Here is a 15,112-nt window from a genome sequence, read left to right as displayed (position 1 = left end):
CCGCTACTTTATTCTGATTGAATTTGAAACGTTTCCAAATTAGTATAAGGAAACACCTGTGGGGATACAAGAATGGAGGAGACAGCCAAGTTGGCGTGCTCAAGTCTGAAACATTCACGCTTGGAGGTACAGGAGCGATTGACTTCCTGATTGGCGGAGGCAACGACATCAATAATCTGTATGTTGCGTTAGTTCGTGCTTCCGACGGAGCGGAATTGATGAAGGCAACCGGAGCTAATAACGAAGCTTATAATCGAATCCAATGGAACGCTGCTTCTTATGTAGGAACGTTGTGCTATATCAAGATCGTAGACAGCTCTACAGGTGGATTTGGTCATTTAACGTGGATGATGTGAATGTGCCGACAGGTGCTGCCGTGATCGATACGACAGCTCCAACCATCCCTGGCAACTTGTCATCAACTAGTAAGACGGATACATCCATTTCACTAGCATGGTCTGCTTCTTCAGATAATGTGGGGGTGACGGGCTACCGCATTTATAGAAATGGTACAGAGGTAGGAAGTACATCAACGACAAGTTTTAAAGACACCGGGCTTACAGCAAATACTACTTATACTTTCACCGTAAAGGCAATTGATGCAGCCAACAATCTGTCGGGTTTAAGCAATTCATTGCAAGTGAAAACAGGAATAGTTGGCGCACTGGCCAATCATGATTTCGAGAGCGGGAACTTGACAGGCTGGACAATTGTAAGCGGTAATGCCTTTGGCGCAGGAGATGTTACAACTGATGTGAATTGGGGCTGGGGAGGTCCATTCAACCAAAGCGGATCCTATCATTTGTGGGGATACAAGGACGGCGGAGACAGCCAAGTCGGCGTTCTCAAATCGGAGACGTTTACGCTTGGGGGAACTGGAGCGATCGACTTCTTGATTGGCGGGGGCAACGATTTGAATAACCTGTATATCGCCCTTGTTCGAGCTTCAGATGGCGTGGAATTATTGAAGGCGACCGGCAGTAATAATGAAGCTTATAGTCGCATTCAATGGAACGCTGCTTCCTATGTAGGAACTTCCTGCTACATTAAGATCGTGGATAGCGCTACGGGAGGATTTGGACATTTGAATGTGGATGATGTGAATGTACCTGTAGTTACTAATTAATTAATAGGGTCAAAGAAATGAACAGGTAAAAAGTAATGAATGAAAGATCGCCACACTTGGTTCATCCGAGATGTGGCGATCTTTTTACTAATGATAATACAAATAGCATTAGATAATAAGCATCATATAGATGAAATGAGTCATTATAGTAACCAGGCTGACAAATTGCATTTACAATGCCGTACTCGTATCCACCCTCTTCTTTTTTTTGAGGCATTTCAGCGTCAGTTAATCGCAATGACTCTAGATCAGTATCACGCATAAATATTTCCTCGATGTGGTCTTTTGAGTCCTTTTTTGCTGACATTATAGTCACCTTATTTCCATTTAATTAGTAGTATTCAAAATTCTATAGTTGTTATTGAGTGATCGATTTTAACAAAAAACTAGTACTACAATCTTTAGGGTTCTCTTTAGTTCTCACATCTCATTAGCGCCTTCAAGCTGATTCGAGGTATCAGGCTAAAACGATACGGCCAATGGAGATTTCTTAGTGTATCAGTGTCGATCCATTTTGAGGGGTTAGCGAGGGGGAGAAGAGCGGACGCAGCGGGAGATCGCGAAGGAGTTGGGGATTTCGCGGAGCTATGTGAGCCGGATTGAGAAGCGGGCGTTGACGAAGCTTTATCATGAGTTTTACAAGATGAAGAAGTGAATGACGAGGTCGCTCCAGTGGGGAGTGGCCTTTTTTCGTTTTCCTATTATGATTAGAAAACTGACCACTAGTAAAGTTCAGATATTTGGGAGTTTACGGGAGTAAACTATCTGCCTAAGAAGCCGCGTAAACCGCATCTTTGCTGGTTTGACATTAGATGTCTTGTCTTAAGTGAGCATTGAAAACGAACTTGTTGATAGATCTATGTTATCTTTATTGACAAAATGAATGGCAACTCATATAATTCGATTGTATTGCACATGAAAATCATTATCAATGTCAATTTTGTAAGACCATTCAAAATAGAGGTGTAGCATCGGTGAAAATACGATATGGGCTAGTGATTGCGCTTGTACTGTTTCTAGGACTTCAGGTATCTTCCGCATTCGCGGCAGGAAAAACAGCCGAGGAAAACGTGAAGCAGGCGAATGCTTTAGTGGAAAAAGCGATTACGCTGGTGAATGGTCAGGACGTTACTGAAGCGAAGAACCAATTCGACGGTTTTAAATCGCAATGGTTTGAAATCGAACAAGGCGTCAAGGAGAAATCCCGTTCGACTTACAAAGAAGTTGAGGATGCCATGGGCCAAATTGAATTTATTTTTTTGCAAGACCCCGTTAACAAGGCGAATGCCGTCAAAGCGCTCAATGAGCTTTCCGATGTAAATAAGCGTTTTATTGCAGGAGATTACGCATTAGAAGATCCAGCAGCTGCGAACACGAAGGGGAGCGTCTCCTCTCTGATCGGACTGCTGAATGAAGCCAAGCAAGCGTTGGAGCAAGGGGACACCGATAAAGCCAAGGCTGAGATCGAGCAGTTCCGTGAATCATGGCTCGATATCGAAGGCATTGTTTTGTCCCAATCCGCATCTGCCTATAGCGATGCCGAAAGAGATATGGTGCTTACCTATGCTTATCTATCGAACGATCCTCCGAAAAAGGAGGAAGCCCTGCAGACGATCGAAACAATGGTCGACTACTTGAAGCCGCTTGCCGACAAAACCACCTACAACATGCTGGATGCCGTAACCATCCTGCTGCGTGAAGGGCTTGAAGCTCTTCTTGTCGTTGTGGCATTGCTCGCTTACTTGAAGAAATCGGGTCATGAAGACAAACGCAAATGGATTTGGTCCGGCGTCGGTGTTGGAATTGGAGTTAGCTTGATTCTCGGAGTCATCGTTCAAGTGCTATTTTCTTCTGGGGTGTTCGGATCGAACAACTTTATGATCGCAGGATTCACTGGTATTTTCGCTGCAATTATGCTGCTCTATATGACCTACTGGCTGCATAGTAACGCGAACATCTCGTATTGGAATCAATACATCAAGACAAAGAGCTCAAATGCACTAGCCAAAGGAAGCTTGTGGTCACTTGCGATTTTAGCGTTCCTGGCGGTGTTTCGCGAAGGCACCGAAACGGTATTGTTCCTGATTGGCATGGCCTCGTCGATTTCGCTTTTCAACCTTCTCTTAGGTATTGGCATCGCGGTTTTGATCCTAATTGCCGTCGCCTACATCATGTTGAAGTTTGGAGTGAAAATACCGATCCGTCCGTTCTTCCTCGTCTCGAGCTTGCTTGTGTTCTACCTTTGCTTTAAGTTCGCGGGCATGGGCGTGCACGGCCTGCAGCTCTCGGGCATGCTTCCGGCGACGGATGTGAGCGGTCTAACGACGATTGATTTCCTCGCGATTTATCCAACTTGGGAAGGACTCGTGCCACAGCTGTTCCTTCTCATTGCGGCCGTCGGAATCGTCATCTGGAACCGAATGAAGAATCTTAGATTGCAAAAGCAATTAAAGATAAAAAATATTTAAACGATTAGGGGGATTCATCATGTCGAAGTTAAGAATGAAGTTCGGAGTTGTAATGATGCTGACAGCTGCAATCGTATTGTCGGCTTGCGGAAACAAAGAGGACAACAAGATTTCCGACGGTGTAAGCAACATGAAGACCGTTTTAACGGATGTCCAAAAAGCGGTTGACGCGGGAGATGCGGCAAAGGCAAAGACCGAAGCTGCCAACCTGGAGGAAGCATGGGCGAAGTTCGAGGACAACGTCAAAGACAAGTCCAAAGAGCTGTACGAGAAAGCTGAAACCCCGCTGCATGTTATTGAAGCAGGCGCCGGCGTCGATCCGCTGGATAAAGAAGTACTTACGAAGTCCGTTAATGAATTGAATCAAGTTCTTGATGAGATCAATAAATAAAACGCCAAATCCACATTCGATGGGAAATCGGATGTGGATTTTTTATGTCATTATTCCACCTCCTTTTCAATCGCCTTTACGGTCTCGCCCTCAATTAATACAGGCTGATAGTAGGTGCTGGTGGGTAAGTCTTTTTTGCCTTGTAAACGCTTAATGATCCAATCCGCTGCGTCGCGTCCCATCTGTTCCTGGGGGTGTGTCAGCGTCGTTAGTTTAATATTTGCGTTTTTGGCAATATAGGAATTATCCTGACCAATGATAGATAGCTTGTCTGGTATCGAGATCCCCAATTTTCTGCACGCATGTACAACTTCCAAGCCTACTTCGTCGTTGTAACATACAAGCGCAGTCAATTCATCTCGATTGTCGTGTAAGTACACTTCCAAGTTTGCGGACAGATTCGACTTTGTCGTTGTATCGAATGAAAGCGCATGCTCCTGCTTAAATCGTAATTTGGCTTCCCCCAGCGCTTTGATAAATCCCTTCATTCTATACTTTCCTTGCAAATCATCCATTTTCGCAATGATACCGATCTGGGTATGTCCTTTGGCAATCAGCTCCTGCGTTGCAAGATAGCTGGATTGTACGTCATCTAGACAGAAGAAAGGGACGTCCAGCTCTTCATAATAGGCATTGATCATCGTGAACGGCACTTCCTGCTCTTTAAAAGACAGGTAGTAAGCGATATTGGGGTTATAAACATTACTTCTGGTAGGTTCTACGATCAGCCCATCCACGCCATTGGAGAGCATCATTTCTAAAGCTTTTCTTTCTTGGGTGATATCGTTATTGGTGCTGGCTAACAATAATGAAAAGTTATCTTCATTCAAACGGCTTTCAATGCCGCGGATAATGGAGGGGAAGATGTAATCCGAAATGTAGGTCGTGATAACGCCAATCGTTTTATTCATTGTTTTTCCACCCACTTTGGATCGATAGTGAGTGCTCACGTACGTGCCTGATCCTTTCTCGCTTCTGAGGAATCCCTCGTTCGATAACGCCAGAATGGCTTTTCTTACCGTCTGCCGGCTAACGTTGTAGCTTTCCTGCATGGTGTACTCGGAAGGGATTTTCTCGCCTTCTTTGTAAGTTCCCGATAGGATATTGCTTTTAATATCATCAATTACGATCTGGTATTTTGGTTTCATGTCATCCACTTCTTTCATTGATGTCCGTATAGTTGTACGTACATATTTTATCACATACAGTAAGGAATGCAAATGGAATGAGACATGTCTAAAAGTCCAATGGTACAAGTATAACGCTCACTCTCAGTGCGTCGTTGTTTTGGAGCCGTATAACCGTCATGCCTAACATGTAGGTATAACTAATTATTAATATTGACAAATGTACGTACAAAAAATACACTGAGGCTGTCAGTAAGAGGACGCTCCTGTTTTCGATTGAAAGTCGAAAACCACGAACAGAGAGGGGACTTACGTGAACATGAATCTTGCAGACATGAAAGAAACATTAGCCAATGGGGAAACCGCGCTAGGAATCGAGTTCGGATCTACGCGGATCAAAGCGGTGCTAATTGATCATCGATTTGAGACTATCGCTTCGGGAAGCTATGAGTGGGAGAACCGGTTAATAGACGGGTACTGGACTTACAGCCAGGAGGAAATCATTATCGGCCTTCAAACCGCTTATCGTGAAATGAAGCAAGAAGTGGAACAGAAGTACGGAGTCACCCTTCGTACTGTGGGCTCAATCGGCTTTTCCGCTATGATGCATGGTTATATGGCATTCGATAGCGCGGATAAGCTGCTGGTGCCGTTTCGGACTTGGCGCAACGCAGCAACGGGTACGGCAGCAAGGGACCTCACAGAATTGTTCCAATTTAATATCCCAGAGCGGTGGAGCATCGCGCATCTATACCAAGCGATAGTAAACCAAGAGGAGCATGTGCCTCGCATTGATTTCGTAACAACACTAGCGGGATATATCCATTGGCTGTTGACCGGCAACAAAGCGATAGGCATTGGAGATGCTTCTGGGATCTTCCCTATTGATGAATGCAATCATGATTACAATTCATTGATGGTTAAGCAGTTCGATGATTTAATCACGGCCCAAGGCTTTACATGGAAGCTTGCAGATCTTCTTCCCGAGGTGCATCTCTCCGGCGAACATGCTGGCGAACTTACGAAAGCGGGTGCAAACATGCTGGATCCAGACGGGGATCTGCAGCCGGGCATTCCCCTTTGTCCTCCAGAAGGCGATGCGGGAACAGGCATGGTCGCTACGAATAGTGTCAGAAAACGTACGGGCAACATTTCCGTGGGAACTTCCGTGTTTGCGATGATTGTTTTGGAGAAGGAATTATCCAAGCGATATCTCGAGATTGATAGGGTTACGACGCCAGACGGCAGCCCAGTAGGCATGGTGCATGCCAACAACTGTTCCAGCGATCTCAACGCCTGGATGGGATTGTTCCGCGAATTCTCCGAAGCTATAGGACGCAAAGTAGATTCTGGCAAATTGTTCAGCGTGCTGCTGAACAAGTCTCTCGAAGCCGATCCGGACGGCGGCGGGCTGCTGAGTTACGGTTATCTCTCGGGCGAGCACCTTACAGGAATGGACAAAGGCCGGCCGCTGTTTGTTCGTTCGCCTGAAAGCAACTTTAATCTGGCTAACTTCATGCGGACGCACTTATTCACTGCTTTTGGAGCGTTAAAGCTTGGCATGGATATTCTGACCGAGAACGAAAATGTGTCGATAGACAGCATTTTGGCTCACGGTGGCCTCTTCAAAACCCCTGTAGTGGGACAAAAAGCTTTAGCCGCTGCGTTGAACGTACCGATCTCGGTGATGTCTACGGCTGGTGAAGGCGGAGCATGGGGCATGGCGCTTCTGGCTTCATACATGATCAACAAGGGGCAAGAAGAGAGCCTGGAGGACTTTCTTGAGAAGCGGGTCTTTAAGGATGCCAAAGGACTGGAGATTGCCCCGGACCCAGCGGATGTCAAAGGATTCGAAACATTCATCCATCGATATCAAGCGGGTCTCGCGATCGAACAAGCGGCTGTAGACCATCTGTTAGAGAACGGGAGGGACTAACTTTGTTAGAAGAACTCAAAGAAGAGGTATATCAAGCGAATTTGGATCTCCCAAAGCACGGACTGGTGAAATTCACTTGGGGCAATGTCAGTGCCATCGATCGGGCTAGCGGGCTGTTCGTCATTAAACCGAGCGGAGTCAGCTACGAGAAGATGAAGGCGAGCGACATGGTCGTTGTGGATCTTGACGGTAACGTAGTCGAAGGAGAGTTGAGACCCTCATCGGACACTGCGACTCATGCTGTACTATACAAGCGCTATTCGGAAATCGGAGGAATCGTTCACACCCACTCGACTTGGGCGACCATCTGGGCGCAGGCCGGATTGGATGTGCCTGTCATGGGGACGACGCATGCGGATACCTTCTATGGCGATATACCTTGCGCCCGTTTCTTGAGCCAAACGGAGATCGACCGGGGATACGAAGCGGAGACAGGTCGCGTCATCATCGAAACCTTCGAGGAACGCGGGCTGGACATCATGGCCGTCCCGGCTGTCCTGCTTCATGGACATGCGCCATTCACTTGGGGGAAAGACGCGAAATCGGCAGTCGTGAACAGCGTCGTGCTGGAGGAGGTTTGCAAAATGAATTTATATGCTCGGCAATTGAATCATTTTGCCAAAGAATTGCCGCGAGGCATTCTGGATAAGCACTATCTTCGGAAACACGGAACGGATGCTTACTACGGGCAGAAATAATCGCTTTACTCTGCATTGATTTCATAGAAGAGGATGATTAGAATGTCTGACGCAACAGCTAAACAGTTTTGGTTCGTAGTAGGTTCGCAACAGCTTTACGGTGAAGAGGCGCTTGCTGAAGTAAAAGCTAATGCACAGAAGATGACGGATGCCTTGAATAACAGCGGCGTACTTCCTTATCCGCTTGTTTTGCAGGAGCTGGCTATCAGTGCTGATAAAATTACAAGCATCGTGAAAGAAATCAACTATCGCGATGAAGTAGCGGGCGTCATCACTTGGATGCATACGTTCTCGCCAGCGAAAATGTGGATTCGCGGCACGAAGTTGCTGCAGAAGCCTTTGCTTCATTTGGCAACCCAGTTCAATGAGCGCATTCCTTGGGCAACGATCGACATGGACTTCATGAACCTGAACCAAGCCGCTCACGGCGATCGCGAGTACGGCTTCATCAATGCCCGTCTGAAGAAACAAAATAAAATTGTTGTAGGCTACTGGGAACGTCCGGAAGTGCAGCAACAGCTGGCGGATTGGATGGATGTTGCGGTTGCGTATAACGAGAGCTTCAACATCAAAGTCGCTCGCTTCGGCGATAACATGCGCCATGTAGGCGTAACGGATGGCGACAAGGTCGAAGCCCAAATTCAATTTGGTTGGACAGTAGACTTTTACGGTATCGGCGACCTTGTGCACTACGTGAATGCCGTTGCAGAGCAAGAAATCGATGACCTGATGGGCCAATATGCGGAGCTCTACGATTTCGACTACGGCACGTATCCGAAAGAAGTTTGGGAAGCTAGCGTTCGAGTCCAAGCGAGCTATGAGATTGCCATCAAACGTTTCTTGGACGAGAGAGGGTACAATGCCTTCTCGACGACATTTGAAGATTTGCATGGCATGAAGCAGCTTCCTGGTCTTGCCGTTCAACGTCTGATGGAGCAAGGCTATGGCTTTGCCGGCGAGGGTGACTGGAAAACCGCTGCTCTTAGTCGCTTAATGAAGGTGATGAGCCGCCATCAGAATACAGGTTTTATGGAAGATTATACTTACGAATTGGCAGCAGGTCAGGAAGCGATCCTGCAATCCCATATGCTTGAGGTAGACCCGTCCTTCGCAAGTATTAAGCCCAAAATCATCGTCTCCCCGCTCGGCATCGGTAATCGTGAAGATCCGGCTCGACTTGTGTTTGATGGCAAAGCTGGAGAAGGTATCGTCGTATCCATGGTGGATTTAGGCACGCATTATAAATTGCTAATTAACGAGATTTCCGCATTCGAGCCGACTGTTCCGGCGCCTAATCTTCCTGTTGCTCGCGTGCTCTGGAGCGTGAAGCCAAACTTCCAGGATGGCGTTAAAGCTTGGATCGAGAATGGCGGCGGCCATCATACTGTCGGATCCTTGAACCTGAAGACAGACCAGATCGTAACCTACGCCAAGCTGGTTAACTTGGAATATGTCGTTATAAAGTAGGCCAAGAGCGCACAGAACCAGAGATAGGCCATTTGCTTGAAATCGTAAGTCGTAATGCCGTTAAACGCTAGTAAATAACAGTAGATTCAATCCATACTCAAAAAACTAAGTGCTTAACCTTGATCCCTTGGGACAAAATTAAGCACTTTTTTACTCATGTATTCTCACGAATTATGACACCACACAAGACGTAGTCATGTGCTTGAGCCAAGTTTGCGCTAGAGTCCATACACTGTTTCTTGTATGCCTTTAAAATAGGTAGTTGGTGAAACACCTACATATCGCTTGAACACTTTACTAAAATGATAAATATCGAAAAACCCCACAAGCTCGGCGATCTCGCCGATGCTAAGCTTGGTTGTTTGAAGAAGCTCGCGGGCATGATCGATTCGGACCTTATTCACATAATGGGCGATTGAATAACCCGTCAGTTGATTGAATGTCCGGTTGATGTAGTCAAAATTGCAATCGAACTCGCTTTCAATTCGTTCACTAGTAATTTTGCTAGCATAGTGCTGATGAATATAATCCAGCAGCTCGTACACTTTCAAGTTAGATTTCGTCGTGCGTTTCTGATTGCTTTGCAAAACCAACATCATATATTCGCGTGACATCCAGATAAACAGCTCAGACAATTTTAGTGCAGTAAGCGCCCGATTGTAGTTTTTTCGCCGGTAGAGCCGGAGCATTTCGTTCAACCCGCCATAAATTTGTGATTTGGCTGAATTGCTTGTAAGGTTCATTTGTTTTGGAAAACACGAACGGTTGTGCTGCTGGTGCTCATGATCCTCTAAGAAGAAGGCTTGGGCAAAGGATAATGGATCCTCTATGGTGAGTGCGGAAATATCGGGATGCTTAAAGTGAATGAAATAATAGTCGCAAATGTGCATCTCGAAGCCTTCATGCTCGAGATGAGGCTCAAGCATGAACACATCGCCCTCCCGCAGGATAAACCGCTGCCCCTCCTCTTGAATATGCAGCTCCCCACTCTTGATGATGTATAAAATATGCTCGTCTGACGTGCGCTTAAAGTGCATCCACAAACTTTTATAAGATACGAATCCCATTAGGGTAATGCGCGGAATCCATTCCATATTCACGGCAAGCATGACAAGACCCTCTTTGCATTTTTTATTAAAGTCGCTTTTGTACAAAAATAGTCTTTATCCGACATTTTCATTCATCCTATCACAGTCTATGCTTGAAATGAAGTTCAACCAACCTATTGTGAGGGTGATACGTATATGGCTAAGCTCAAAGTCGGCCTAATCGGGCTGGGCGGCATCGCGGATTTTCACAGCAAAGGGATACTGGAAAGCCCTGATGCAGAGATTTGGGCAATCAGTGATTGCAATGCAGAATTACTTGAGCGCAGAAGCAAAGAATGGGATATTCCGGCTTCACGCACTTATCTGGATTATGAGATTATGCTCCAAGATCCTGAACTGGATGCTGTCACGATTGGAACGCCAAACAATAACCATTTCGAGATCGCGAAGTCGGCCATTGAGAACGGCAAAACATTTGCTCTTGAGAAGCCGGTTGCATTAAATGCTAGCGAAGCAGCTATTCTGCAGCAATTAATCGAACAAAAGCCGCTGCCGCACTTCATTTGTTTCTCTTATCGGTATAAGAGCGCCGTCAGATATGCGAAGCAATTGATTGATGAGGGCAAACTCGGAACAATTCATCATGTGTATAGCCAATATCTTCAAAGCTGGGCGCTTCGAGACGACATTCCGTTAGTGTGGCGGTTTCGTAAGGAACTGACCGGCTCCGGAGCGATCGGAGACCTGGGAAGCCACATTCTGGATCTAACCCGTTTTCTTATCGGAGACACGCAACGTGTGCTGGCAGATGCAGATACGGTGATCGCTGAACGCGAGCTTCTTGACGGCTCGGGTAAAGGAGCGGTTGATGTCGATGATTACTGCCATGTCCTATCTCGGATCGAGGGCGGCATCTCTTCAGCAATGATGATCTCGCGCTTTGCGTATGGCCGAGGAAATTATCAGCAGATCGAAATTTATGGAACCAAGGGTGCATTAATTTACAACTTGGAAGATGAGGATACGCTTCAGGTGAAGCTTGCAGATGAGAACGACATGGAATTCCGCAAGGTTGAAGCTCCAGACGAGTGTAAAGTCGGGCAAATGCAAGCATTTTTCGATCTCGTGAATGGGATGGGAGACGGGTACGATGCGACGATGACGGACGGTTACGTAAACCAATTGGCAGTTGACGCCATTATTCAATCGTTCACGGAGCAAAAATGGATTTCCATTAAAAAGGAGATGAAGACTTCATGAAAACGATTAAAGTAACGGTATGGAACGAGTATCGGCATGAGAAGACCAATCCCCAGGTTGCAGCGATTTATCCAGAAGGGATTCATCATGCGATAGCAGGTTATTTGCAAAACGTAGACGCATTGAAAGTGGTGACGGCGACGCTTGACGAACCTGATCATGGGTTATCGGATGACGTGCTTAATCAAACGGATGTATTAATCTGGTGGGGGCATATGGCGCACGGTGATGTTAGGGACGACATCGCAGATAAGGTGAGAGACCGTGTTTTGCAAGGCATGGGCCTAATCGTGCTTCACTCGGGCCACGGCTCCAAAGTGTTCGAACGATTGTTGGGTACCCGCACTGGGGCGCTTAAGTGGAGGGATGACGGCGAGAGGGAGCGACTATGGGTCATTGAACACGGGCACCCAATTGCGGATGGTTTGGATGAATACATCGAGATTCCGAAAGAAGAAATGTATGGCGAGCGGTTTGAAATCCCAGCTCCGGATGAATTGGTGTTTATTTCCTGGTTTGAGGGCGGTGAAGTATTCCGCAGTGGCTGCTGCTATCGAAGAGGCAAAGGGAAGCTGTTCTATTTCCGTCCAGGGCATGAAACATTCCCGGTGTACCATCACCCACAAATTTTGCAAGTGATTAAAAACGCTGTAAAATGGGCTGCACCTGCACAGGGGGCTTCCGTATCCTATGGTCGCGTAAACCCGATCGAGCCAATAAACAGCTAATTGACGCCATGCATATTCGAATTTATACTCTGAGTAACCGGTTACGTAAACGTGTGAAAGCAGGAATTCGAGTATGGGATGTGGCTTATGAGCGCGAACGCTATACCTACAATAAGAGATGTCGCTAAGAAAGCAGATGTTTCTGTCGCGACTGTTTCAAGAATATTGAACGATCTGGGCGGTTATTCTGACAAAACAAAGCAGAAAGTGATGGAGACGATTGAGCAAATGGGCTTCCGTCCAAATGCGATTGCCCGATCCTTGAACAACAGGCAAACTCAGACGATTGGCGTTCTCTTCCCTGCACTCAACAGCGAGTTCTCATCAGCCCTGCTGCATGGCATTGAAGAGTATGCCCATAACCATCGTTATAGCGTGTTAGTATGCAACACGGATACAGATGGCCATCGAACGCTAGATTACTTGCAGGTGCTCCGCGAAAAGCAGGTGGACGGTCTCATTTTCGTCAGTGAGGTGTTGACGGAGGCTTATAAAGAGGAGCTTCGTGCGATGAAAATCCCTGTCGTCTTGGTTTCATCCGCTACCGACGATCCTCAATATCCACACATCAAAATAGATGACCGTCAGGCCGCTTACGATGCTACCAACTATCTGATCACTAAAGGCCATAGGCAAATTGCGATGATTAGCGGCACACCGGAGGACCTAAATGCAACGATTCCGAGAATGGAAGGCTATACGCAAGCGCTTCTCGATCATGGACTTGCCGTTAATCAACAATGGATTGCTTATGGGAACTTCTTCTATGAAAGCGGAGCTCAAGCCATGGAACAATTGCTGAGGGATAATGTTGAATTTACAGCGGTGTTTGCCGCTAGCGATGAAATGGCAATCGGCGCTATGCATTATGCAGCTAAAGCGGGAATTCATGTGCCGGATCAATTGTCCATTATTGGTTTTGACGATATCCGGCTTTCTACGATGGTTCATCCGCCTCTCTCTACCGTTCATCAGCCTCTAAGGGAGCTCGGGCAGGAGGCTGCAGGGAAATTGTTGGAGATGGCTAAAACGGGACAGGTGGCAACAAGCCTTATCCTGCCGCACCGTATTATGGAAAGGCAGACCGTAAAGGAACTCAACTCATTATAGAAAGGTTAGGGGATTGGAATAAATGGCAAACAAGTGGTGGAAAGATAGCGTTGTGTATCAAATCTATCCGCGCAGTTTTATGGATAGCAACGGGGATGGCATTGGCGATATCCCGGGCATTATTTCTAAACTGGATTATTTGAAGCTGCTGGGCGTGGATGTGATCTGGCTGTGTCCGGTTTACGAATCGCCCAATGATGACAATGGCTACGATATAAGCAACTACCAATCCATTATGAAGGAATTCGGGACAATCGAGGACTGGGAAGAGCTTCTTGCGCAAATCCATAATCGTGATATGAAGCTCATTATGGATCTAGTCGTCAACCATAGCTCCGATGAGCATGCTTGGTTCGTGGAATCCCGCAAGTCGAAAGACAACCCTTATAGAGACTATTACATTTGGCGGCCTGGCGCGGACGGAAGCGAACCGAACGACTGGGGGTCCTTCTTCAGCGGTTCAGCTTGGCAGTTCGATGAAGGCACAAACGAATATTTCCTGCATCTATTCTCCAAAAAACAGCCGGATCTTAATTGGGAAAATCCAAAGCTTCGCCAAGAGATCTATAAGATGATGACTTGGTGGCTCGACAAAGGAATCGACGGATTCCGGATGGATGTAATCAATTTGATCTCCAAAGTGCCTCAGCTGCCATCGGTTGGCAATGGAGAGGGATACCATTTTGGCGGCGAGCACTTCATGAACGGTCCGCGCGTACACGAGTACTTGAAAGAGATGAATCGTGAGGTATTGTCCAAATACGATATTATGACGGTTGGCGAGACGATCGGAGTAACGCCAGAGGATGCAGCGCTTTATGTTGGCGAGGACAGGGACGAATTGAACATGGTATTTCATTTTGAGCTGATGGAAGTTGATTCAGGCCAACACGGCAAATGGGACGTAAAACCTTGGGATCTGCGAGAAATGAAACAAATTATTGCGAAGTGGCAGATCGGGTTGGAAGGCAAAGGCTGGAATAGCCTGTATCTGAATAACCATGATCAACCTCGCATGCTTTCCCGGTTCGGTGACGATACGGTCTATCGTATGGAATCGGCTAAAATGCTGGCAACGTTGCTCCATACGCTTCAAGGAACACCTTATATTTATCAAGGCGAAGAGCTTGGCATGACCAATGTGAAGTTTAACTCCATCAGCGAGTATAAAGATATTGAAACATTGAACATGTACGAGGAGCACTTGGCTGCCGGCGAAGATATTGGCACCATTATGAACGCCATCTATGTGAAGGGCAGAGATAATGGACGAACGCCAATGCAATGGGATGGAAGCGAGCATGCCGGATTTACAACGGGGACGCCGTGGATTGCCGTTAATCCTAATTATCAGAGCATCAATGCCGAACAAGCGGTAAAAGACCCGCATTCCATTTATCATTATTACAGGAAGTTAATCGAGCTTCGTTATGCGCATAACGTAACCGGTTACGTAGCCTTCCGATTATTGATGGAGGACAGCACAAATCTATTTGCTTACGTTCGTACGCTGGGGGATGAGAAGCTGCTCGTTGTACTGAATTTCTTCAAGGAGCCTGCACAATTCCAACTGCCGGATGACATTACGTTCCATAAGCATGAATTATTGATTAGTAATTACGAGGCAAAAGCTGACACGGATATTCGGAGCATAACGTTGCGACCGTACGAAGCCCTTGTCTATAAACTCCAATGTTAACTAATAAAATGCGTGACGGGTCTGCACTGGTGGGCCCGTTACGCATTTTATTC

The 15,112-nt window shown here is 46.6% G+C and carries 14 protein-coding genes and 1 pseudogene; 12 read left to right on the top strand and 3 right to left on the bottom strand.

Features of this window, described 5'->3' with window-relative positions:
• Positions 1–95 precede the first annotated feature (95 nt).
• Together PAECUDRAFT_RS26760 and PAECUDRAFT_RS22115 are read left to right on the top strand one after the other, a co-directional pair.
• Positions 96–356 carry a hypothetical protein gene (locus PAECUDRAFT_RS26760; protein WP_006040393.1) on the top strand — a complete coding sequence of 87 codons (261 nt, stop codon included), beginning with the start codon at positions 96–98 and terminating at the stop codon, positions 354–356.
• Positions 344–1,126: a fibronectin type III domain-containing protein gene (locus tag PAECUDRAFT_RS22115; RefSeq protein WP_040713840.1), complete on the top strand. Its 783-nt coding sequence runs from the start codon at positions 344–346 to the stop codon at positions 1,124–1,126. The genes PAECUDRAFT_RS26760 and PAECUDRAFT_RS22115 overlap by 13 nt, the downstream gene beginning before the upstream one ends.
• A 61-nt stretch (positions 1,127–1,187) precedes the next feature.
• On the opposite strand, the gene PAECUDRAFT_RS25990 is transcribed toward PAECUDRAFT_RS22115, so the two are convergent.
• Complete coding sequence (locus tag PAECUDRAFT_RS25990) at positions 1,188–1,433, bottom strand: hypothetical protein (protein WP_006040391.1); 246 nt, start codon at positions 1,431–1,433, stop codon at positions 1,188–1,190.
• Between the two features lie 222 nt (positions 1,434–1,655).
• Here PAECUDRAFT_RS25990 and PAECUDRAFT_RS25420 point away from each other — a divergent pair.
• The 3 genes and pseudogenes from PAECUDRAFT_RS25420 to PAECUDRAFT_RS22100 all read left to right on the top strand — a co-directional run.
• A pseudogene (locus PAECUDRAFT_RS25420) lies at positions 1,656–1,781 on the top strand (sigma factor-like helix-turn-helix DNA-binding protein); the annotation flags it as partial.
• A gap of 319 nt (positions 1,782–2,100) precedes the next feature.
• A complete protein-coding gene (locus tag PAECUDRAFT_RS22105) occupies positions 2,101–3,594 on the top strand; it encodes an FTR1 family protein (RefSeq protein ID WP_006040390.1) in 1,494 nt (497 codons plus the stop codon).
• A 19-nt stretch (positions 3,595–3,613) separates the two neighbouring features.
• Positions 3,614–3,985, top strand: a complete 372-nt coding sequence (locus PAECUDRAFT_RS22100) for a hypothetical protein (protein WP_006040389.1) — start codon at positions 3,614–3,616, stop codon at positions 3,983–3,985.
• A 50-nt stretch (positions 3,986–4,035) separates the two neighbouring features.
• Here PAECUDRAFT_RS22100 and PAECUDRAFT_RS22095 read toward each other — a convergent pair whose 3' ends face one another.
• Complete coding sequence (locus PAECUDRAFT_RS22095) at positions 4,036–5,133, bottom strand: GntR family transcriptional regulator (RefSeq protein WP_040713837.1); 1,098 nt, start codon at positions 5,131–5,133, stop codon at positions 4,036–4,038.
• A 298-nt stretch (positions 5,134–5,431) separates the two neighbouring features.
• Between PAECUDRAFT_RS22095 and PAECUDRAFT_RS22090 the strand changes: the two genes are divergently transcribed.
• Genes PAECUDRAFT_RS22090 through araA form a run of 3 tightly spaced genes read left to right on the top strand, consistent with a single transcriptional unit; the run spans position 5,432 to position 9,213 of the window.
• Positions 5,432–7,048, top strand: a complete 1,617-nt coding sequence (locus PAECUDRAFT_RS22090; protein WP_040713948.1) for a xylulokinase — start codon at positions 5,432–5,434, stop codon at positions 7,046–7,048.
• 2 nt (positions 7,049–7,050) lie between these two features.
• The gene (locus PAECUDRAFT_RS22085; RefSeq protein ID WP_006040386.1) at positions 7,051–7,746 is read left to right on the top strand and encodes an L-ribulose-5-phosphate 4-epimerase; all 696 of its coding nucleotides are present in this window, start codon (positions 7,051–7,053) and stop codon (positions 7,744–7,746) included.
• A gap of 42 nt (positions 7,747–7,788) precedes the next feature.
• Complete coding sequence (gene araA / locus PAECUDRAFT_RS22080) at positions 7,789–9,213, top strand: L-arabinose isomerase (RefSeq protein WP_006040385.1); 1,425 nt, start codon at positions 7,789–7,791, stop codon at positions 9,211–9,213.
• Between the two features lie 218 nt (positions 9,214–9,431).
• On the opposite strand, the gene PAECUDRAFT_RS22075 is transcribed toward araA, so the two are convergent.
• Positions 9,432–10,322 carry an AraC family transcriptional regulator gene (locus tag PAECUDRAFT_RS22075; RefSeq protein ID WP_006040384.1) on the bottom strand — a complete coding sequence of 297 codons (891 nt, stop codon included), beginning with the start codon at positions 10,320–10,322 and terminating at the stop codon, positions 9,432–9,434.
• A 135-nt stretch (positions 10,323–10,457) separates the two neighbouring features.
• Between PAECUDRAFT_RS22075 and PAECUDRAFT_RS22070 the strand changes: the two genes are divergently transcribed.
• The 4 genes from PAECUDRAFT_RS22070 (at position 10,458) to PAECUDRAFT_RS22055 (ending at position 15,059) form a co-directional block, all read left to right on the top strand.
• Positions 10,458–11,522 (top strand): Gfo/Idh/MocA family protein, encoded by a 1,065-nt coding sequence (locus tag PAECUDRAFT_RS22070; RefSeq protein WP_006040383.1) that lies wholly within the window; start codon positions 10,458–10,460, stop codon positions 11,520–11,522.
• The gene (locus PAECUDRAFT_RS22065) at positions 11,519–12,250 is read left to right on the top strand and encodes a ThuA domain-containing protein (RefSeq protein WP_006040382.1); all 732 of its coding nucleotides are present in this window, start codon (positions 11,519–11,521) and stop codon (positions 12,248–12,250) included. Before PAECUDRAFT_RS22070 ends, PAECUDRAFT_RS22065 begins: the two co-directional genes overlap by 4 nt.
• Before the next feature lie 87 nt (positions 12,251–12,337).
• Positions 12,338–13,360: a LacI family DNA-binding transcriptional regulator gene (locus PAECUDRAFT_RS22060; RefSeq protein WP_040713946.1), complete on the top strand. Its 1,023-nt coding sequence runs from the start codon at positions 12,338–12,340 to the stop codon at positions 13,358–13,360.
• A gap of 22 nt (positions 13,361–13,382) precedes the next feature.
• Positions 13,383–15,059: a glycoside hydrolase family 13 protein gene (locus PAECUDRAFT_RS22055; RefSeq protein ID WP_006040380.1), complete on the top strand. Its 1,677-nt coding sequence runs from the start codon at positions 13,383–13,385 to the stop codon at positions 15,057–15,059.
• Positions 15,060–15,112: the final 53 nt, after the last annotated feature.

This window comes from Paenibacillus curdlanolyticus YK9, assembly GCF_000179615.1.
Taxonomy (GTDB): domain Bacteria; phylum Bacillota; class Bacilli; order Paenibacillales; family Paenibacillaceae; genus Paenibacillus_T; species Paenibacillus_T curdlanolyticus.
The sequence above is the reverse complement of the archived record's forward strand: the minus strand, read 5'-3'. Positions and strand labels throughout refer to the sequence as shown.

Bases quoted from the DNA above. Each gene is read 5' to 3' on its own strand.
- PAECUDRAFT_RS25990 (WP_006040391.1), bottom strand. From the start codon at position 1,433: ATGTCAGCAAAAAAGGACTCAAAAGACCACATCGAGGAAATATTTATG.
- PAECUDRAFT_RS22100 (WP_006040389.1), top strand. From the start codon at position 3,614: ATGTCGAAGTTAAGAATGAAGTTCGGAGTTGTAATGATGCTGACAGCT.
- PAECUDRAFT_RS22095 (WP_040713837.1), bottom strand. From the start codon at position 5,133: ATGAAACCAAAATACCAGATCGTAATTGATGATATTAAAAGCAATATC.
- PAECUDRAFT_RS22090 (WP_040713948.1), top strand. From the start codon at position 5,432: ATGAATCTTGCAGACATGAAAGAAACATTAGCCAATGGGGAAACCGCG.
- araA (WP_006040385.1), top strand. From the start codon at position 7,789: ATGTCTGACGCAACAGCTAAACAGTTTTGGTTCGTAGTAGGTTCGCAA.
- PAECUDRAFT_RS22075 (WP_006040384.1), bottom strand. From the start codon at position 10,322: ATGCTTGCCGTGAATATGGAATGGATTCCGCGCATTACCCTAATGGGA.
- PAECUDRAFT_RS22070 (WP_006040383.1), top strand. From the start codon at position 10,458: ATGGCTAAGCTCAAAGTCGGCCTAATCGGGCTGGGCGGCATCGCGGAT.
- PAECUDRAFT_RS22065 (WP_006040382.1), top strand. From the start codon at position 11,519: ATGAAAACGATTAAAGTAACGGTATGGAACGAGTATCGGCATGAGAAG.
- PAECUDRAFT_RS22060 (WP_040713946.1), top strand. From the start codon at position 12,338: ATGAGCGCGAACGCTATACCTACAATAAGAGATGTCGCTAAGAAAGCA.
- PAECUDRAFT_RS22055 (WP_006040380.1), top strand. From the start codon at position 13,383: ATGGCAAACAAGTGGTGGAAAGATAGCGTTGTGTATCAAATCTATCCG.